Below are 20,295 nucleotides of genomic sequence, written 5' to 3'. Positions count from 1 at the left end.
TACTTGGGTGGGGGTTACCGGGAATGAGAGAAATCATGGATTTTGGTCGAATGCGTCAGCTGGCACGTGAACATGGCCTGGATCAGGTGCTGGATAAGCCTGCACTTGCGGAATTAAGACTGTTGGAAGCTTCCAAGGGTGAGATTATATGTGCGAAGGGGGAACGGCCGGAACGGTTTTATTTTCTTGTTGAAGGCAAACTCAAGATTTATACGACACTGCCAAACGGCAAGTCACTGCTGCTTCGTTTTAGCACGCCGCCAGCGCTTGTAGGGGATCTGGAATTGGTGAATGGGAAGGAAGCCAAGAATACGGTTGAATCTGTCAACAAAAGTCTGCTGCTGGGCGTTAGCTACCGTTACCTTCAAAACACGTATGCGGATAATCCGAAATTCCTGCATTTCATGCTTAGTCATGTGACCCATAAACTGTATACGTTCTCCAATTTATCAAGCCTGAATCTGTTGTACCCGGTGGAGAGCAGGTTTGCCAGCTATCTGTTATCAACGATGGAACAGGGCGAGCAGGTGACGGAAGAGATTCAAACGTCCAAGCTGACAGAGCTGGCGGATATGCTGGGGACGAGCTACCGACATCTGAACCGGGTAATCCATGACCTCTGTGATCGGCAGATTATCCGTAAGGAACAGCGCAAGATTGTTATCTGCCATCTGGAGCAATTGCGCGAGATTGCCGGAGGGAACATGTATGAATGAGATCGGCTCCATGGACGTAAAAGTCTCAAATGTAACGCAAAGAGCACCTATGCCTCAAGCAATGGGTGCTCTTTACTATCTGAACAGTGTAATCAATGGACAGTGGCAATGATTAAATATCGCCGCGCTCTTCAAATAATTGAGCAATCTCCACGATAACCTGAGTGGCTTTCACCATGTTATCAACCGAAACATACTCGAATTTGCCGTGGTAGTTTTCGCCGCCTGTGAAGATGTTTGGTGTAGGCATGCCCATATACGAGAGCTGGGAACCGTCAGTTCCTCCGCGGATGGGGCGAATAACGGGTTCAATGTCCAGACGAGTCATGGCTTCATGCGCAATATCAACAATTTGGCGCACAGGTTCGATCTTCTCACGCATATTGTAATATTGATCATTCAGCTGAACGGTGATGCTCTTCTCTCCATACTTGCCTTGGAGTTCTTCCGCAACCTTCAATACATAGGCTTTGCGTTCTTCAAACTTCGCCCGGTCAAAATCACGAATGATATAGCTGAGCTGCGTTTGCTCAACATCGCCTTCAATGGATATAAGATGGTAGAACCCTTCATACCCCTCCGTGAATTCGGGAGCTTCTTCCGCAGGCAGACGGCGGTTGAACTCCATGGCGATTTTGGCCGAATTGACCATTTTGTTTTTCGCGGTTCCAGGGTGAACATTCGTACCTTTGACTGTAATTTTGGCTGCAGCCGCATTGAAGCTCTCGTATTCAAGCTCTCCCAGTGGTCCGCCATCTACCGTGTAGGCATACTTGGCTCCAAAAGCAGGCACGTCGAACTTATGCGGTCCGCGTCCAATCTCTTCGTCGGGAGTGAAGGCAACCCTGATCTTTCCGTGTTTGATCTCCGGGTGATCGATCAGATAGGCCATTGCCGTCATGATTTCGGCAATACCTGCCTTGTTGTCCGCACCAAGCAAGGTTGTCCCATCTGTTGTCATGAGGGTGTGGCCCTTATATTCACGCAGTTCGGGGAAATCAGTGGTAGACAGTACCACATCCAGCTCCTGGTTCAATACGATATCCTGACCATCATACTGGTCGATGACCTGTGGCTTTACATTTTTGCCAGTGAAGTCTGTCGCTGTATCCAAGTGAGCCAGGAAGCCGATTACGGGTACCTCCTTGTCCGTGTTAGATGGCATAGTAGCCATGACATAGCCATTCTCGTCCATCGTTACGTCCTGTAAACCAATGGCTTTGCATTCCCCTACAAGGTATTCGCCCAAGGCGAGTTGGCCCGGCGTGGAGGGGCAGGTTTCACTGTTTTCATCCGATTGTGTATCCATTTGAGCATAAGTTGTCAGTCGCTCGATTAAAATATCTTTCACCATCATCGCTCCTTCTGTTTGGGTTGATATATAAGTTATCACTATTCTTGGAACGAATCACTACGAGGTCAGAACAACCCTCTGATCGCTGTTATCCCCAGATTTTTTGATTACATATAAAGGTGAAAATCCGGTTATAAAGGCGAAGTGTATGCTTCCGACGCAGCTTTCTTTCAGAAAGCTTTTAGCTTCGCTTCTACAGGTTGTTTCTGCCCTCTCCGTTTTCGTCTAAGGGTTAGATACAACTTATATTATAGGTTGGGTACATTATCTCCTGTGTATGAAGGTATCATATCATGTTTTGGAGCTACTTCGTGTAGGGGCTGTAAGTGCTGGCGAGGTAGCTCTAGGTATAAAAAAGGGTACTATGGCACAAAAATGTACGTACTTGCATTCAGAGGAGGCTGCTTCATAATAAAGAATGGTCCACGGATTGGCGAGAAAGACTGCACAAGATTGGGTAACTGTTTTTCATGTTGAAAAACAAGCGATTGCCTCAACATATACTAATATATTGAATAGGAGATGTATCCATATGTCAGAGAAATTATTTTCCCCCTACCAGTTCAAGGGGCTTCAACTGAATAACCGTGTAGTTATGGCGCCAATGTGCCAGTACTCGGTAACAGCCAAGGATGGCATCCCGAATGATTGGCATCAGGTTCACTATGTAAGTCGTGCGGTTGGGGGTACAGGTCTGATTGTCATCGAAATGACAGATGTTGAACCAGATGGCCGCATTACTGATAACGACCTGGGCATTTGGTCGGACGAGCATATTCCAGCTTTTGCCAAGCTGGTGGATGGCATGCATGCCCATGGCTCGAAAGTGGCGATTCAAATTGCGCATGCTGGGCGAAAAGCGGAGGATGCAGAACAGCCGGTAGCTCCATCCGTGGTCACTTTCCCGGGTGAAGACTTTAGGGAGCCTCGTGCACTGACTACCGAAGAAGTAGAAGCTATGGTGCAGAAATTTGCGGACGGTGTTCGCCGCGCAGTTCAGGCTGGAGTGGATGCCATTGAGCTGCACGGAGCACATGGATATCTCATTCACCAGTTCCATTCCAAGCTGATGAATCATCGTGAAGATGTATATGGACAGGATTTGGCTCGATTCGGCGTTGAGATTATTCATGCTGTGAAAAAGGAAATGCCGGAAGACATGCCGCTCATTATGCGCATATCTGCAATTGAATACGCTGATGGCGGCTACGATATCGAGCACACCTTGGAAATGGCTCGTGCCTATCAGGCAGCAGGTGTGGACATATTCCACATCAGCTCTGGAGGAGAAGGACCTGCAGGACAACGGAAGCCGGGTAACTACCCAGGTTATCAAGTTCCATTTGCCCGTCGTTTCCGCGAAGAACTGAACGTTCCGGTGATTGCAGTAGGGCTGCTGGATGATGCAGCTCTCGCTCAAGCCGTTATTGGCAACGGCGATGCCGATCTGGTTGCAGTGGGCAGAGGCATGCTGCGCGATCCGTACTGGGCTAACCATGCGGCTCTGGAGCTTGGAGTCAGCAAGGATAAAGCAGCGATTGCGGAGCAGTATTCTCGCGGTTATTAATTTTATCTAAAACATATATCAGCTCGTACGACAGGCCGCGGCAAGGGTGAACCTTAGCTGCGGCCTGATTTTGCATTTTGATAGTCAAGCGGTCACGGTTGGGATTCCATCGTTCAGAGCAGACTAAGACGGGAGCTACACATCTTTAATATATGAGTTTCAAGATGAGGTTCGTTTAAGAGGAGATCCAATGCTAGATTCAGTTGTTAAATGAATTCATTTGACACCCATCTTCATATCCCAAACAATGAGTAGTATCTATTCAAGGAGGCGATGGTTATGACATCATCATCGAGCGCACTGCCGGACATTCGGCAGCAATTGGTACTTCATGCACCGCTGGAAAAGGTATGGGAGACCGTCTCAACGGCAGAAGGCATGGAAGCCTGGTTTATGCCAAGCAATCTGGAGCCGGTGGAAGGACATGAATTCGTGCTGGAGGCTGGACCTTTTGGCAAATCACCATGCCGGGTTACGGAAGTTCAGCCGCTTCATAAGCTATCCTTTCAATGGGGCAAGGATTGGGCACTTACCTTCGAACTACAGGAACAGCCGGAAGGTACGGCATTTACGTTGATTCACAGCGGTTGGGATGCCGATAAACTAACTGAATTTGGACAGGCTCATGCTATCGTACGTGAGCGAATGGAGCAGGGCTGGTCAGGCATCGTGCAGAAACTGGCACAGGTTGTAAGCCAATAAGAGAGGATTGTCAGTTGCGATCAGGGTCATTTTCTGATTGAACAGCTGGCAGTCCTTTTTTTATTTTGTGAGCTTTTCATGGAGAGTTCGCACGAGATGGTGAACCGCCTTAAAAAATGTGATTCTTTTTAGTTTCCTTCTATTTCCGTGGGCAGCAGAAACGTGTAACATGGATCATGAAGATAAAACGACAAAAAGTGACGCCTATCGTCACGTGTCAGAAGGATTTCGTTGATGAAAAAGCACTGGATTATGCTGACGATTAGTTTCATTTGTATTGTTGTCTTTCCCGTAGGGTGGATTGTGCAGAGTATTGTATCTGAGCGCGGGAATCCGGTCGTTAAACAAGGCCTAATCGATTTGACCACATGGGATTTCACCAAAAAGGGTGCAGCCACATTGGACGGAGTCTGGGACTTCTACCCGAACCAATTATTAACCCCGGTTGATTTTGAGGCGGATGTGTCCGGACGCAAGCCAATTGGGCCACCTACAGCTATTCAAGTCCCGGCCAGGTGGAATAAGACGATGGGTGAAGCCCATGGCTATGGAACATATCACCTTCGTGTCAAACTCAGGCCCAGCTTCGAGAAGAATGACTATGGCATTCGTACACAGAATATTCGTATGGCACACCGTATTTTTATAGATGGAAAAGAGATCGGAGGCAAGGGACTGCCTGGCGAAACAAGGGAAACGGACCTCCAGTACAATTTGCCGTTCACCGGGTTTACCTCGATTGAGGGAGACCGTGCAGATATCATCATTCAAGTTTCCAACTATACATACTCTTCCGGAGGAATCGTAGCTTCACTGTTATTTGGAGATGAACATAGCATTCTTTACAGCCAGCAGTGGGACTGGCTCAAGGATCTGATGACCCTTTTCGGATTTATCCTCCCTGCAGCGTTTTTCCTGCTGCTGTTCAGGCTGCGCCGGAGTGAGAAGGAACTTCGCTACCTGGGCTTATTCAGTCTCTCCGGTGCCATGTATGCACTGACGCATGGGGAGAAACTGCTGGGCACCTTTGTACCGTTTCTACCGAATACGGAAATTTTAAGGCTTCAATTAATAAGTTCAGCACTGGCCTACTACTATTTGCTTCGCTATATGGATGCGCTTGTTCCGGGTGCAATTCACAAATGGTACGTGCGTCTGGGAATTACGCTGGTGATCCTACAATGCACTATTGGCCTGACCTTGTCTCCGGTTCTATTCTCGCAACTGGAGCCTCTAATGCTGATGGTATCGCTTAGCGTCATTGTATACACTCTTCGAGCGATGTTTTATTGGTTGAAAAAGAGGCCCAATGACAGCCATTATGTGCTGATCAGCATGATGAGCATCCTCATGGTCGTTATTCTGTATACCATCGGCGCATTCACGACGCAGGATACGGCCTTTCTCGCCCTGTATGAGCTATTGTTATTTGTTTTTGCTCAGATGATTCTTACGGCAATCCGCTTCGCGCAGTCCTTTCGTGAAGTTGAGGCATTATCCGAACGCTTGCTTGTGATCGATAACCTGAAGGATGAATTCATGGCCAATACGTCGCATGAACTGAGGACCCCGCTGCATGGCATCATTAATATTGCCCAGTCCATGCTGGAAGGAGCAGCAGGGGCTGTGACGCCGAAGCAGGCCAGAAACCTGTCCATGATCACGTCTACCGGTAAGAGGCTTTCACTGCTGGTCAATGACATTCTGGATTTCGCCAAGCTCAAGAATAGTGAGATCGAGCTGAAGCGGGAGGCGGTGGATCTGGAGTCAGTTGCCCGCGCAGTGGTTGAAGTTTCGGGATTTACCTTCGGGGATAAGCCTATTGTGTTAATACAGGACTGGCCTCCATCCCTGCCATTGGTCGAAGCAGATGAGGATCGGTTACGGCAGATTCTGTATAATCTGATTGGCAATGCATACAAGTACACGCAGCAAGGCGAGATACGGCTATATGCGATTGTGCAGAGGGATCAGATCCGAATGTCAGTGGCCGATACCGGGGTTGGCATTGCGCCAGAGAAGCTGGAGGATATATTCCAGTCCTATGAGCAGGAGAATGGTACAAGTGAACGAATTAGCGGCGGGACAGGGCTGGGTCTCAGTATTTCACGTAAACTTGTAGAGCTGGGCGGAGGCATGATTTGGGCCCAGTCAGAACCGGGTCGGGGGTCTATTTTTCACTTCACCCTGCCAATTGCCAAAACGCCGCTGCTTCATACGGTTTCCAGACCGACTGCAGCGAGCTACGTGCCTGCCGAGCGTGCTAATTCATCTGGAGGGTTTCCTACAGAACTCGATGAATCAGAAGAAGGCCCTGCAGCAGAGCATACGATTCTGATTGTAGATGACGATCCGGTAAATCTGCAGGTATTGTACAATCTGTTATCAACAGAGCGATACCGGGTCATTTCTGCTGATAGTGGTGCTGCCGCCTTGAAAATGCGAGAACAATACCCGGGAATCGACTTGGTGATTACCGACTGGATGATGCCGCAGATGTCCGGAATTGAATTATGCCGCAAACTGCGTGAGCGTAATTCCCTGTCCGAACTGCCTATCCTGATGCTGACTGCGCGTGGATTGCCTGAGGATATCAGGTTGGGTTTCCAGGCTGGTGCCAATGATTTCCTAAGCAAGCCGGTCGATGCGGGGGAGCTTCGTGCTAGGGTGCGAACCCTGATTGAAATGCGGGCCTCCGTTCAAGGCGCCATTCGCACAGAGATGGCTTTTTTGCAGGCGCAGATCAAACCCCACTTTTTATATAACGCGCTTAATGTCATTATTGCTACTTGTGCCGTTAACCCGGACAAAGCGACAGATCTATTGATTGAGCTGAGTCACTATCTGCGTGGGAGCTTCGACTTTCAGAACCGGGATCAGCTGGTACCGCTGACCAAGGAACTTGAGCTGGTGGAGTCCTATGTACATCTGGAACAGGCCCGGTTTGAAGAACGGCTGGTGGTCAACTATGAAGTGGAACCGGACGTTCGGATCTATGTGCCGCCGCTCAGCATTCAGCCACTCGTTGAAAATGCCATTCGTCATGGTGTGATGGAGCGGGCCGCGGGTGGAACCGTGACTCTGAAAATTGTCAGAGAAGACGATCGTATCATCGTCCAGGTTGAAGATAATGGGGTGGGCATCCCTGCGGAGCGTTTGGCCCAGGTTCATTCGGGAAGGACGGAAGGACCGGGAGGCGTGGGCCTGCAAAATATCAACCGGCGTTTAGTGTCCTTATATGGCGAGGGATTGAATATTCAAAGCCATGTGGGCAAAGGGACGAAAATTCGTTTCCGTATTCCTCTGCCCAGAGGTTAATTATCCCAAAATTGTGCCGTGACCGATCATAATGGTTAACAGACTAATAAGTTGATGAATTTTATTCAGTAATTCCTTTGATATAGAACGAAGAAGAATAAGTAAGGGCAGGAGGCTGGAAGAACAGTGAGAGCCATTGTAATCGATGACGAGAAGCCGGCGCAGCTCCACCTGGAGCGCCTGTTATTGTCGGACGGACGGATTACACCCGTGCAATGTTTTTCAACAGCTCGTGATGGACTGGATTTTCTGGCAAAAGAGCGTGTCGATGTGGTGTTTCTGGATATTGGCATGCCAGAAATGAACGGACTGGAAGCGGCTGAGTATATACAGCAGCTGGATAACAACATTCGAATTATATTTGTAACAGCGTACGCCGATCATGCAGTCGAAGCATTTGAACTGCATGCATTGGATTATGTTCTGAAGCCGGTAAGCTCGGCAAGATTGGGCAAAACCATTGACCGGATTGCTGCTTGGAAGTCTGCTATGCCCGAAATGGCAGCAACCGCTGAAGTAAAGGAACCCGTTTCCAATGCTGCCGAGGATGACATCCAGTTACCGGGACTGCTCACCTTCAAACATTTGGATATCTACAGAAGCCTGAAACCGGGGGCAACCAAGCATAAATGGAGGACGACCAAATCCCAGGAGTTATTCGCTTTTCTGTTTCACCATCGTGGAGAATGGGTAAGCAAAGAGATTCTGCTTGATAAATTATGGGCCGATGTCACCTTGGAAAAAGGGCTAACTCATCTGCATACATCCGTATATCAGATCCGAAAACTGTTCAAGGAATGGAGTATGACAGGCAAATTGGAATACAACATGAATCGTTACCGTTTGCTGCCGGGCAATCTGGTGAGTGACGTGGAGCAATTTGAACTAGGAGCGGGATATGCAGAAGTTACTTCTACTAATGTGGAAGAGCTGCGGGAGATCATGTTGTTATATCGCGGGGACTATCTTGAAGAGCATGACTACCCTTGGGCACAATCAAAGGCCCGTGAGCTGAGACGAAAATATATAAGATTAGTCATGGACCTGGCTGACTGGAACATGAAGCATGGACGCGGCAAGGATGCCACCGAGCAGTTACTCGATTTACAGGAAAGAGAGCCTTATGCTGAAGAGATTTGCCGATTAATGATGAGGGTGTATGCATCCATGGGTGATGGATCAGCCATACTCCAAGTATATTCATCATTTGCCAAGACACTTTTGGAGGATTTGGGGCATCAGCCGGAACCGGAAACGAGCCGCCTCTTTCAGGAGCTAACGGCGAAGTAGGCACAGGCCAGGCGGGAGGGTTGTAGTGAAATTATTCATACATCGCAAGGATTTGCGTACGGAGGATCTGCACGCTTTTGATTATTTGCAGAACCAGGAAGATGAGAGTTTGCACCTGTTTATCTACGACCCCTTTTTGCTTCGTCAGGGACGCGATAAGGAACACAGCGGCATTAACTTTCTGAGGCATGCAGCCGGGCTTGCGAGACAGTACCGGGAGGCAGGCAAGCTGCTGCATGTGGCACATGGCAAGCCATCAGAAGTTGTGGATTACATATTGGGACACACAGAAGAAATTATCGATGAAGTGGTAGTTCACCGGGATATGACACCTTACGCGATCGAAAGGGATCGCAGCATACGTAAGGTTGTGGACCAATACCAGGCCAAGTTCACACAGCTGACGGATCATCTGCTGATCGATCTTCCGCGGTTCGCTGACTTTACAGGCAAATCGGAGCCTTATAAAGTATTTGCTGCTTTCCACCGGCGCTGGGTGGAATTTATGAATGAATTCCCAAATCCTCCTTCGGTACTAACGGTAGCTGATCTTAAGATTAGTAAGCTGTCCATTGAGTTTCCTGATTCATTCAGGGTTCCCGCAGCACTTATGGATGTCGAGCCGGCAGAAGAGCCTTATGGGCTGCTCGATGCGTTCCTGAAGGAGCGTATCGCGGAGTATGGGGAGCACCGGGATGAATATGAAACATACGAACCAAGCCATCTGAGTTCCTATGTGGCGGTGGGGGCCATCTCGATCCGCAGGATGTACGATGCCGCTTACCGGGCAGAACAGCCGGATGAATGGATTAGACAGCTGTGCTTCCGTGACTTTTATCTGTATCGTGCAGTATATGAGAGTCACTATTTTACATATGAAAAGGTATACGATCTGTCACCGTTAAGTGATCATCACTTCGAACGCTGGTGCAAGGCAGAGACGGGAATACCGATTATTGATGCTGCGATGACCGAGCTGAATGAGACGGGACGCATGCCCAATCGACTGCGTATTCTGACGGCGATGTTTCTGACCAAAAACCTGCAGTGCCCATTTCCCCTGGGTGAGGCCTACTTCAGACGCAAGCTGATGGATTATGACAACATTCAGAATCGGGGGAACTGGTTATGGTGCGCATCACTGGGTGAGAATGCTGCTCCGTATTTCCGGGTTAACAATCCGGTAACACAGTCGGAGAAGTATGATCCGCAGGGAGATTATATCCGGAAATGGCTGCCTGAACTGAAGGATCTGCACAGCAAGCATATCCATCAACCACGCGAGGGTGCGATTGTGGATCTGAAGGCATCCAGACAGGCGGCTATAGAGGTCTATAAACAAATCCTGGCGAGTCGTCAGAAGGATTAGAAGGAGACAGGATGGATCAATCCCGGCCTGATTGGGTGCCTCAGGATGTGTGCTCACACAGACAGGGAGCCCGAGTTTACCATTTTCATCCCAGTGAACCAGAAATAAATCCTGCTGAGGCAGCATCGCTCGAAGACCGCATTATAGCGGTCTTTTTTACATTTATAGACATGAAAATAGTGTGAAATCCACTGAAAGTTTAGGAATTGTTAAGAAAATGGACTACCCATCTTAAGCATTATGCCTTTTAATAGATAGAGAGCTTATCGTACTAAGTCATATCTGACATATTGACGAACACATTAAGGAGAAACGCTAAACATGAGTGAGACATTGAAAAGAGAGCGAATACCGGAGTTGAACCTGGTACGTGCCATGGCGATTATCGGCGTGCTGTGTGTGCATTCCACGTCTTATGCGACGGTGGACATGACGGGTTCGGGTTACTACTGGCTGTATAACTTTATTAATATCTTCATGAAATATGGTACGCCTACTTTTATTTTCATGAGCAGCTTCGTGTTGTTCTATAACTATTATTCCCGTCCCTTGGACAAGAAACTGGTCAGCAATTTTTATAAAAAGAGATTCGTTTACATTTTGCTGCCGTATTTCCTGTTTTCCCTGTTTTATTTTGTTATTCTGCATTTCACCCATTATCAAGGCCGTCCGTTTGGTGAATCTGCCATCAGCTTCATTACCAAACTGTTCACGGGTAAAGCGTATACGCATCTGTACTTTGTATTCATCAACATGCAATTCTATCTGTTATTCCCGCTTGTATTGTGGCTGTTGAAGAAGTATCCTGCGGTGGTTAAGTGGTCTGTACCGATTGGGCTGCTGATCCAGTGGGCATTTATCGTAAGTAACAAATACGGCTTCCAGGTGCCGAACAAGGGAAGCTGGGCCTTCTCATACTTCTCCTACTTCATGCTGGGAGCGTTCATTGGGGTCTATTTTCCAAAGATCAAGCAATGGTTTGTCATCAGCCGTGAAAATGCGACCAAAGGCCGCGTAGCATCCTGGATTCTGCTGTGGGCAGTCTGGATTGCTGCCGGACTCGGACATGTATATATTTATTACCTGCTTCGTATGAAGATTGCCACGTATAACACACTGTGGTATGAGTTTTTCTGGAATTTGCATACCTTTGCTTGTGCGCTCGTACTGATTCAGATTGCATACCTGTTGTATCGCAAGGGGCCTGCATTGATTGCCAAGCCGCTTAATCGACTTGGTGCACTGTCCTTCGGTATTTATCTGATCCATCCATTTTTCCTGCTGTTGTATCGGGAGTTCCCGCCGCAAACCGGGGTCTCCTGGCTGGTTCACCTATGGTATGCCGGAGGCTTTGCTGTAGCGCTGTTCGCTTCATGGATTGTAGTGGGGCTGACTGCGAGGTTCATTCCGTTTGCCTGGGTCATCTTCGGCAATCTGCCGAAACCAAAACCACGGGTCATCCCGCAGTCCAATTCGGGCCAGCTCGATGTTCGTTAATATTTAATTGCCATTATAGGAATAATAAGCCGTTTCTTGGTCGACCTTAGGGTTGAGCGGGGAACGGTTTTTTTCATGCGATCAATGAGCATCATGTGGGAACGAATGTTTCTTTTGGAGCTGCCAGGGGTAATGAGAAGGCGGAACACAAATCAAAAATGCAGAGACTTACAGAACAGGATTAAGGTGAGATGAATGAAAACATGTGAACAATGCGGGAAACCGATGCAAGATATATTGGAATATGTAGAGCACATTCTTCATGAATGCAATGGACAGACAACAGAGTACAGCACAGATGGCTATCCGGCACAGACACAGGGGTATGAGTGCGTCCGCGAGCAGATGTGATACAATAGAAAGAAACCGGATTCATACGGAACCGAGGTGACAACATGGAGACGGGCTCAGCCCCTTTCCGGCAGGAAATGACGGAACATGAAGCGCAACAGACCAAGGTATGCATGTATTGCGGGCAACAGCGTCCGTTGTCTGAATTTCGGCGCAGAACCGGAAAGAGGGCAGGGCCCGGTGCCAGACGAGGGGCCTGTCGTCATTGTCGTCAGCGCAGTGGACAGGCTGACGTTAGCGACATCCCGGTGCAGCAGGGTCAGAGCTTGCACATGCGAATGCAAAGAACGGAGAAGATTACAAATGAATCGAGTGCTGCAGCCAGTCAACGGGTGATTCAGGAGACATCGGATGAAGGTTCTGAGAAAAAGCACAGCCAAGCTGAACCTCTATCTTCCGCTTCCTCGGAGCCATCAGGTGATCGGAAGAAAAGAAGACGGAGACGAAAGTCCAAAGGGCAGCAGGCACAGCCAGGCCTTGAACAGTCTGAACGGATCACGGAATCAGGCGCCGCAGGCCAGACAGATCGTGATCCGAAGGTTGGTGGACGCACGATATCCAATGTGCGTGCTGAACAGGCCGCTGCGCAGCCAGCTGTGGCGGCCAGCGAGGCTTCGCTGCCGGAAGATCCGCAGGATCCGGCAGCAGGAACAGCAGCTGCGGGTCAGCAGGTCGCAGCGGGGCGCAAGCGCAAGCGGCGCCGCAAACGCTCGGCGCCGCCTGGCGCTGGCACTGGACCGGACCGCATCGCGGTCAAGTCCGATGTGCCAGCGAGCGACCGTGGCGCTGCCGCTACGGTCGATGGGCCTTTCGCGGCAGGTGCACACCCTGCCGCTCCAGGGCTGGACCCGGGCCAGGCAGCTGCTGCTGTGGCCGGGACAGCCGAGTCTTCCCCCATGCGGCCACAGGGTCCGCAAGGGAGCAGGGCGCGGCCAATGCGCAAAGAACGTGCGCATAAGCCCGCGAGTGAAGACGGCGCCCGGACAACGACTTCCGGGCAACGTTCCCATTCCCATCATGCCCGCAGCCGAAGCGCGGGCGCAGATGGCCGGCCGCGCCGTCAGACTCCGGCGGTTCCGGCAGCCATTGATCCGGAAGATCCGTCATCGCTCCGTACGAACAGGCAGGGCATGGTCCGCATGCGTGGCAAGACGGATAAAGGCCGCCGCTGGCATCAGGAGATTGACATGGAGCTTGCGGTCACGCTGGTCAAGGAAAAAGCGGCAGTTGTTGTCAATCGGTACACGATTCGCCGATTATTCAGCAACAAGGATTTCAAACGGTACATCATGACCCGGGATCAGTATACCTGCTACTTCTGTGGATCATATGGTGATACGATCGATCATCTTCTGCCTCGGGCCAAAGGCGGTCATACAACTCCGTTAAACTGTGTATGTGCCTGCAATCTGTGCAACCAGTCCAAAGCTGCGATGGATGCTGACGAGTTCATGCGGTCCGGTATACCTGAATGGAATGCTGCTCATCAGGAGGAACTGAACGAACTGCAGCTGCAGGAAGCGCAGCTGGAATAGAATTATGTTTATTTCTTCTCCTTTTAGGGAGAGGGATACCAATATAGAAAAGCACACCAAGACTTGTTGTACAGGTCAGGGTGTGCTTTTTGTTATGTTGGTCTCATCTGTGAATATTTCTTCAAATTAACAACGGTTTGAAGTGGATTCGTACGTTATACTGTGAGAAGAAGATCAACCGTACCCAGATCATTCGAGCACAGGAATTGCGGTGTAAACGGATGGAGACTGAATAGATTGGAAGGATGCACATGACCGCGGTACCTCTGGACATCATGTCCTATATTACGGAAGAGAATATTCGTTATTGGCTGGAGCAGTTTCGTTCCCTGGGGCCGCTTCCGGGTATACTGCTTACCTTTATGAAGTCCTTTGTGCCACCGCTGCCGACCCTGCTGATCGTGGGGGTTAATGGGGCGGTGTACGGCCTATGGGCGGGATTTTTGTACTCGTGGATTGGGATGGTGCTGGGTTGTACCCTGACCTTCTTGCTGGTCCGGGAGATTGGGAAATCTGCCTTCGTGGAACGATGGTCCAGCAAACCGCGTGTTCAGCGGAGCATGGTGTGGATTCGGCGGAATGCCTTCAGTTATGTATTTTTGCTGAGCATCTTTCCGGTCGGACCGTTTGTCATCATTAATGTGGCGGCAGGTATTGCCCGAATGAGACTTATGTCTTTCCTGCTCGCCGTAGGGTTTGGTAAGGGCATTATGATATTCTGCGTGACCTATATTGGCTCCAATGTGGCACAGTTCCTGGATCATCCTGTAAGGTGGATTGGTGTATTGCTGTTTATCGCTGTATCCTTGTGGGCCAGTCGGAAGCTGGAGAGACACTTCACCCGTTCATCGGCACAGGAGAAACTGGACGAATCCAATCAACCTTCGGGGAACTCCATTTATTCCTGAAAATGAAAAGCCTGTCGTATAACAGCCCAAATTGTGCAGTTTTATATAAAACAATCCGAGGGGGCTTCACATCGTGAATGATGTTTTTGCATTTAGTCGGCACATCAATCGCATGAATGAACATGAGCTGCGCTCATTCATGCGCCTGCTCTATATAAAATCCGAACAGGTGGTCCAGTGGCAGAAGGAACAAGGAGAGGTTATGGATTTTGCAAACAACGTCTTAACCTTGTTGAAGGATATGGACAAGCCGATGGATTTCAGGCAAAGGAACAGCAGGAGCTTAGCGGATTGGATGGACCCGCTGAAATTCATATCACGATTGGAGATTCCTCGCTGGGCAGCCTGAAGATTGCGATGGCCAACGTCCCTGGGCGTGAGGGTAGGCGTTTCATATCCATGAGCGACTATTATGCCGTTGGTCCGTTAGGGGATTTGACGAGCAATGCTGACTTGCATCGCAGGCATCTATGGTTAATGGAGCGATTAAGCCTGAATGATCGTCAAGAGTATGCCGAACATGGTCTGGATTCACTGTATGAATTGAATGATAGGATCTGTTCCATTGATGAACAGACCCGAATAACCATCTGGTATGCGAATACTGCACATGAGAGAACAGGGCTTCTATACGCTATCCATTTACTGCGTAACCGGAAATCACCTATTTATGTGATAGAGACCAGTGGTTTGTATCAGCAGCTATTTAACAGACAGGATGTCGAATACACGATCTTGAATACTGGTGAGATTGGTCCAGAGAAGTTGCTTAAGATGTGGCAAGCTTGCTCCGAAAAGGGGCCGCTGTCTATAGAAGAGCGCCATCAACTGGAGCAGGAATGGTTAGAACTTTCGGTCAAGCCAGGTCTCTTGAGATTAATAAAAGATGGCACGCTCCAGAGCTTCTCCGAAGATGCCATGGATGAATACATCATGGAGAAGGTTAAAGAGCTTACTGCTTATTGGGAGCCTGCGAAGTATATAAAATCTGCCCGCATTGTGGGTGAAGTGCTCGGCACATATGATCAATTTGTTGGGGATGGATTTATTGAGTACCGAATACGCCAGCTGGTGCTGCAAGGGTTGCTTGAAATGGAAGGCAAGCCGCATGCAATACGGTTCTACGGCATCCGGTTACGTGCATAAGCTAAACAGACTGTTGTCGAGGACATGGATTTTTCTCGTTAACAGTCTGTTTTTCTTTTTGGTTCACTCATATGCAGGCACCCTCTTATTTGCCTTTATTCCATAATTCCAACAATGGTCCCTCGTTCCCGTAGACTGGATCCGTTTCAGGGATGGGCACATTGCCAATCTCCCGGAGCACTTCAGGACGTTCTCGCGGATCACCTGTACGGGTATTGTAGCTTGTGCCGCCAGGGTAAGCACCTGCTATACGAAAATCAGAGCTGGCTTCCAGACGCTTATGTCCTGTTCCTGCAGGAAGCACAACAATATCTCCCGTTTGCAGATAAACTCTTTGTCCCTTATCCCCGCCTAGAATCAGTTGAACGAAACCGCTAACCACTGCTAGTGCTTCATGGGCATTGCTATGAAAATGATGATAGTCAAACACACCATTAATCCAGCTGTTTCCCCAGTTATTGCTGTTGAGCAGCGACTCTGCTCGGGACGGGTCTTTTGACCATACGCCCTTATACAACAGTACTGGCAAGTTTGGGTTGTTGGGAATCACGCCATCGTCTTTGAAGTAAAAGGTCTCTAGATTATCTCTGGATTCATTCATTATCATCACCTCACTGTTTATTACCCTCATTAGCGGTCTGCTCTACGGAAAAAAGAAAAATAAAAAATGAATGGAAAATGATACAAAACGTATCATTTTGAGGTTATACTCAATACATACGCTCGCCTCAAGAGCCTGCCTGAGTAAAATCCAAGGAGGAATGGTTTGGTGAACATTGTCATTACAGGGGCTTCCGGATTTGTGGGATTCAATCTTTCTCATTATTTGGCGCAAAAAGGCCACCGTATTACTCTGATCGACCGGGATGACTATTGTCAGAGACTTGTTCACAGCTCCCCGCTGCATGAGATGACCTTCATTTGTTGTGACCTCGCTTCAGACCGCTTCAGCTTGCCCCAGGGAACCGATTATATTATTCACCTGGCAGCCATGCCGCATGTGGATTATTCCTACCATCACCCAGGAGAAGTGTTTCGTAACAACACACTAAGCACGCAGGCCATTTTGCAGTATGCAGCCAATCATCGTATTCCGGTTGTACTGGCCTCCTCGGTAGAGGTCTATGGAGGCGAGTTTGGCAGAGTGTACTCCGAATCAGACGTATATGCTCCCGTATCACCCTATTCGGCATCCAAAGTAGCCTGTGAGACGCTGGCTCATTCCTATGCCCAATGTTACAACCTCCCCGTCAAAATCTTCCGCCTAACCAACCTGTATGGGCCATGGCAGCTGCCTGACCGAATCATTCCCCGCAATTTTGGCCGGATGATGGATGGTTTGCGGCTGGATATTCAAGGATCTGCTGTACGTGATTTTCTGTATATCGATGATGCACTAAAAGCCATTGAACAGATTATGCTGCATGGACAAGATCGGCATACGTATAACATCTCGACAGGACAAGGCACAACAATGCAGGAGATTGGCGAGCTGCTGCAATCTCTGCAGCGCTCCACAGGTGATGTGGAGATTCGGGATCAGGAACCGACCCAGTCCAGAGGTTCGAGTTTAGTCGTTTATTCGGGCAAATTAAGAGAAGAGCTGGGATGGAAACCGCAGATTACATTGGAACAGGGGCTGGAGAAGACATACCGCTGGTATCAGGAGCATCCGGATTGGGTGCGACAATTCAGCAGACAGTATCAAACATCGAGAGGAAGTCATGAGTTTATCGTGGATATGGCTAGATATGTGGCTCCAGCAATTTGATACAACTTACTGCAATCAAAAAAAGCCAGGGAAGGGTGATTGGAATAACACCTTCCTTGGCTTTTTTCTGTCCCGTAGGTGCAGGCATGTTCAAACTGCATGTCTACGGGCCCACATCATCACGTATATAGTGCACGACTTGATCGTGCGAAGCATATGAGACCGGATCCTAGTGGCGATCTTTTACATCGGCAATTTTATCTTGAACCGCGCCTTTCGCCTTGTCCTTTTTACCCTCAGCCTGAAGGGATCTGTTGTTTGTTGCGTTACCGATCTGATCCTTCACTTCGCCTTTTGCTTTATTCACGCCTGCTTTGATTTTATCGCTAGTTGAATTACTCATATCGAACATCTCCTTCATTTCTGGTGTAGTCCTTATTAACCGGGTTCCTGTAATTTTAAACTTTGTCTGTCAGAAGAAGCTGTCGTAAGGGCCTGAAATAAGGTCAAGATTCTCATCGGGAAGAATTGAGCGAATAGGGAATAAGCCAGCAAGACAAGCTGCATAATAACGATAGTGACCAAATTCGTTGCATGGAATTCATGATTTTGGAAAACACTTCCTAAAAATAAGACTGAAAAAAACCTCTATATGTACTTTTTCGCACATATGGACGTATGTGATCTTGTCTTAATACCACATGTGGTAGGAATGCAGATCTGGATCAAAAGGATAAGCGGTTACATTCCGACCGCGAAGCTTGACAAAAAAATCGGATTTGTTACAATGTTCACAATATCTTCACAAGTGTAAAAAATTTCTTTTTCATGTTCATGTGTAAGAGGTGTAATATAAGGGTATAGAGTTCGGTTTCGGCCTGCTTGTCGTTTTGCGTCAACACATGTTGTCCGCAATAGACCCAATACAATACATGATCCGAGAGCGGCCCTTGGGCTTCGCTCTTTCTATTGTGTGAAATTTGGTACATTTCAATGTATCCCTTGTATTCGTGGTTCGGCTCTGCTTGACAGGCATCATGAAAGTCGCGGACTTCTATCCCAAAGTAAAGGAGGACTTTCTCTTATGTCACAATCGCCTACTCAACAAGAGGTGCCAGTTACAGAAGGTGCCAACGTTTCCGAGCGCCAGTCCTTGGACGTGCTCGATCAACTGATGAAGCCTGAGGTACAGGAGTCTCTGACCGTTCTGGTTGAAAACCTGCCTAAATTGGCTGAAATGGTTACTGCCATGACCAAAGCTTATGACTTTGCACAAAGCGTAGCTACAGACAAAGTTCTGATCAGCGACACAATGAGCGCAATGGGTGAATTCGCTAAACCAGTTGTAGACAAAGCCAAAGGTGTAGCTTCCGCTGCAATCGAAGCAAGTGATCGTGCGCAAGCAGAGCAAACTTCGGTTGGTCTGTTCGCTATGCTCAAAATGCTTAAAGATCCAAACGTACAACAAACGCTGCGTTTTGCTCAATCATTCCTGAGCATTCTGAACGAGCGTCAACAACAGCAACGTTAAGATTAGAAGAACGGAGGATGGATATGTCGAAGCAAATTTTGATCTTGGGCGGAGGTTACGGTGGTCTTTTGACTGCGCTGACTGCGCGTCAATACCTGACACCGGAAGAAGCGACAATTACAGTCGTGAACCGTTACCCTACGCACCAAATTATTACGGAACTGCACCGTCTTGCAGCAGGAAGCATTGCTGAAAAGGCAGTTGCTCTTCCGCTTGAAAAATTGCTGCGTGGTAAAAACGTGAACTTGAAAATCGATACGGTGGATACAATCAAGCCGGACGAGAAAAAAGTTCTGATGACCAGCGGCTCTACTTACTCTTATGATGCACTCGTCGTTGCCCTGGGCAGCGAAACGGCATTCTTCGGAATTCCGGGATTGCAGGAGTACAGCTTCACGCTGAAATCCGTTAGCGATGCTAACCGCATTCGTGCACACGTTGAAGCACGTCTGGATGCTTACAAACAATCCGGCAACAAAGCAGACGCAACGTTTGTTATTGGTGGCGGCGGTTTGACTGGTATCGAGCTTGTCGGCGAATTCGCTGACCTGCTGCCAGGCGTATGCCAAGAAAAAGGTATCGATTTCAACGATATCTCCCTGTATACCGTTGAAGCAGGTCCATCCATTCTTGCAGGATTCCCGCCAGAATTGGTTGACCGTGCAAAATCGAGTCTCGAGAAACGTGGCGTTAACTTCATCGTGGGCGTAGCGATCACAGAGATGAAAGAAAACGAAGTATTGCTGAAAGACGGCAGCTCCATCCCTACGAACACACTCGTATGGACAGGTGGCGTACAAGGTAATGCGGTTGTTGCTAACAGTGGAATTGAAGTGGATCGCGGCCGTGCTAAAGTTACGGAAGTTCTGCAATCCACATCCCACAAAGATGTGTTCGTTGCTGGTGACAGCGCAGTGGTCTTCCCTAGCGAAGGCGCTCGCCCTTATCCTCCAACTGCACAACTGGCTTGGCAAATGGGTGAAACCATTGGTCACAACCTGAGCGTAATGTTCAAAGGTGGCGCAATGGAATCCTTCACACCAGTATTCTCCGGTACACTGGGAAGTCTGGGTCGTAAGGATGCTGTCGGCATGATCGGTGGCAACCAGACTCGTCTGAAAGGTCTGCCAGCAACCATGATGAAAGAAGCAAGTAACATTCGTTACCTGTCTCACATCCACGGATTGTTCGCACTGGCTTACTAATTTAGTAGCCATCCATATAAGGGTGCCCCTCGGGGCACCCTTTTTGCGTTGCTTTAGCCAGGGTTAAACGCTAAGGGGAGCAAGTGAGGTTGAAA

At 48.7% G+C, this 20,295-nt stretch carries 17 protein-coding genes and 1 pseudogene; 15 read left to right on the top strand and 3 right to left on the bottom strand.

Annotated features, from left to right (window positions below):
• The first annotated feature begins 23 nt into the window (after window positions 1-23).
• The gene (locus MHB82_RS28780; RefSeq protein WP_095360191.1) at window positions 24-716 is read left to right on the top strand and encodes a Crp/Fnr family transcriptional regulator; all 693 of its coding nucleotides are present in this window, start codon (window positions 24-26) and stop codon (window positions 714-716) included.
• Between the two features lie 112 nt (window positions 717-828).
• Here MHB82_RS28780 and pepT read toward each other — a convergent pair whose 3' ends face one another.
• The gene (pepT, locus tag MHB82_RS28775) at window positions 829-2,067 is read right to left on the bottom strand and encodes a peptidase T (protein WP_341176444.1); all 1,239 of its coding nucleotides are present in this window, start codon (window positions 2,065-2,067) and stop codon (window positions 829-831) included.
• 535 nt (window positions 2,068-2,602) lie between these two features.
• Here pepT and MHB82_RS28770 point away from each other — a divergent pair.
• The 11 genes and pseudogenes from MHB82_RS28770 (at window position 2,603) to MHB82_RS28720 (ending at window position 15,753) form a co-directional block, all read left to right on the top strand.
• Window positions 2,603-3,637, top strand: a complete 1,035-nt coding sequence (locus tag MHB82_RS28770; RefSeq protein ID WP_095360190.1) for an NADH:flavin oxidoreductase/NADH oxidase — start codon at window positions 2,603-2,605, stop codon at window positions 3,635-3,637.
• Window positions 3,638-3,916: 279 nt separating this feature from the next.
• Complete coding sequence (locus tag MHB82_RS28765; protein ID WP_375335088.1) at window positions 3,917-4,339, top strand: SRPBCC family protein; 423 nt, start codon at window positions 3,917-3,919, stop codon at window positions 4,337-4,339.
• 234 nt (window positions 4,340-4,573) lie between these two features.
• Complete coding sequence (locus MHB82_RS28760; protein WP_341176443.1) at window positions 4,574-7,657, top strand: ATP-binding protein; 3,084 nt, start codon at window positions 4,574-4,576, stop codon at window positions 7,655-7,657.
• A 126-nt stretch (window positions 7,658-7,783) separates the two neighbouring features.
• Window positions 7,784-8,947 carry a response regulator gene (locus MHB82_RS28755; RefSeq protein ID WP_341176442.1) on the top strand — a complete coding sequence of 388 codons (1,164 nt, stop codon included), beginning with the start codon at window positions 7,784-7,786 and terminating at the stop codon, window positions 8,945-8,947.
• Window positions 8,948-8,972: 25 nt separating this feature from the next.
• Window positions 8,973-10,316, top strand: a complete 1,344-nt coding sequence (locus MHB82_RS28750) for a cryptochrome/photolyase family protein (RefSeq protein ID WP_341176441.1) — start codon at window positions 8,973-8,975, stop codon at window positions 10,314-10,316.
• Between the two features lie 321 nt (window positions 10,317-10,637).
• Window positions 10,638-11,813: an acyltransferase gene (locus MHB82_RS28745; protein WP_110758396.1), complete on the top strand. Its 1,176-nt coding sequence runs from the start codon at window positions 10,638-10,640 to the stop codon at window positions 11,811-11,813.
• A gap of 225 nt (window positions 11,814-12,038) precedes the next feature.
• Window positions 12,039-12,164, top strand: a complete 126-nt coding sequence (locus MHB82_RS28740; protein WP_255247963.1) for a hypothetical protein — start codon at window positions 12,039-12,041, stop codon at window positions 12,162-12,164.
• A 1,097-nt stretch (window positions 12,165-13,261) separates the two neighbouring features.
• Window positions 13,262-13,699 (top strand): annotated as a pseudogene (locus tag MHB82_RS32120) (HNH endonuclease); the annotation flags it as partial.
• A gap of 251 nt (window positions 13,700-13,950) precedes the next feature.
• On the top strand, window positions 13,951-14,607 hold the full coding sequence (locus MHB82_RS28730) for a TVP38/TMEM64 family protein (RefSeq protein ID WP_445671245.1): 657 nt from the start codon (window positions 13,951-13,953) through the stop codon (window positions 14,605-14,607).
• 73 nt (window positions 14,608-14,680) lie between these two features.
• Complete coding sequence (locus tag MHB82_RS28725; protein ID WP_341176438.1) at window positions 14,681-14,956, top strand: hypothetical protein; 276 nt, start codon at window positions 14,681-14,683, stop codon at window positions 14,954-14,956.
• Window positions 14,899-15,753: a DUF1835 domain-containing protein gene (locus MHB82_RS28720; RefSeq protein ID WP_341176437.1), complete on the top strand. Its 855-nt coding sequence runs from the start codon at window positions 14,899-14,901 to the stop codon at window positions 15,751-15,753. The genes MHB82_RS28725 and MHB82_RS28720 overlap by 58 nt, the downstream gene beginning before the upstream one ends.
• A gap of 85 nt (window positions 15,754-15,838) precedes the next feature.
• Here the strand turns inward: MHB82_RS28720 and MHB82_RS28715 are convergent, their stop codons facing one another.
• Window positions 15,839-16,354: a hypothetical protein gene (locus tag MHB82_RS28715; RefSeq protein ID WP_341176436.1), complete on the bottom strand. Its 516-nt coding sequence runs from the start codon at window positions 16,352-16,354 to the stop codon at window positions 15,839-15,841.
• Window positions 16,355-16,522: 168 nt separating this feature from the next.
• Here MHB82_RS28715 and MHB82_RS28710 point away from each other — a divergent pair, with 168 nt between their 5' ends.
• The gene (locus tag MHB82_RS28710; protein ID WP_341176435.1) at window positions 16,523-17,524 is read left to right on the top strand and encodes an NAD-dependent epimerase/dehydratase family protein; all 1,002 of its coding nucleotides are present in this window, start codon (window positions 16,523-16,525) and stop codon (window positions 17,522-17,524) included.
• Between the two features lie 169 nt (window positions 17,525-17,693).
• Here MHB82_RS28710 and MHB82_RS28705 read toward each other — a convergent pair whose 3' ends face one another.
• Entirely contained in the window at window positions 17,694-17,867 is a 174-nt protein-coding gene (locus MHB82_RS28705; RefSeq protein ID WP_082704104.1) for a CsbD family protein, read from the bottom strand.
• A gap of 681 nt (window positions 17,868-18,548) precedes the next feature.
• Here MHB82_RS28705 and MHB82_RS28700 point away from each other — a divergent pair.
• Window positions 18,549-18,995: a DUF1641 domain-containing protein gene (locus MHB82_RS28700; protein WP_095290826.1), complete on the top strand. Its 447-nt coding sequence runs from the start codon at window positions 18,549-18,551 to the stop codon at window positions 18,993-18,995.
• 23 nt (window positions 18,996-19,018) lie between these two features.
• Entirely contained in the window at window positions 19,019-20,200 is a 1,182-nt protein-coding gene (locus MHB82_RS28695; protein ID WP_095290835.1) for an NAD(P)/FAD-dependent oxidoreductase, read from the top strand.
• Window positions 20,201-20,295 lie beyond the last annotated feature (95 nt).

It is taken from the genome of Paenibacillus sp. FSL K6-2862 (assembly GCF_038005125.1).
Taxonomy (GTDB): Bacteria; Bacillota; Bacilli; order Paenibacillales; family Paenibacillaceae; genus Paenibacillus; species Paenibacillus illinoisensis_A.
This window is presented reverse-complemented; position numbering and strand designations above follow the sequence as displayed.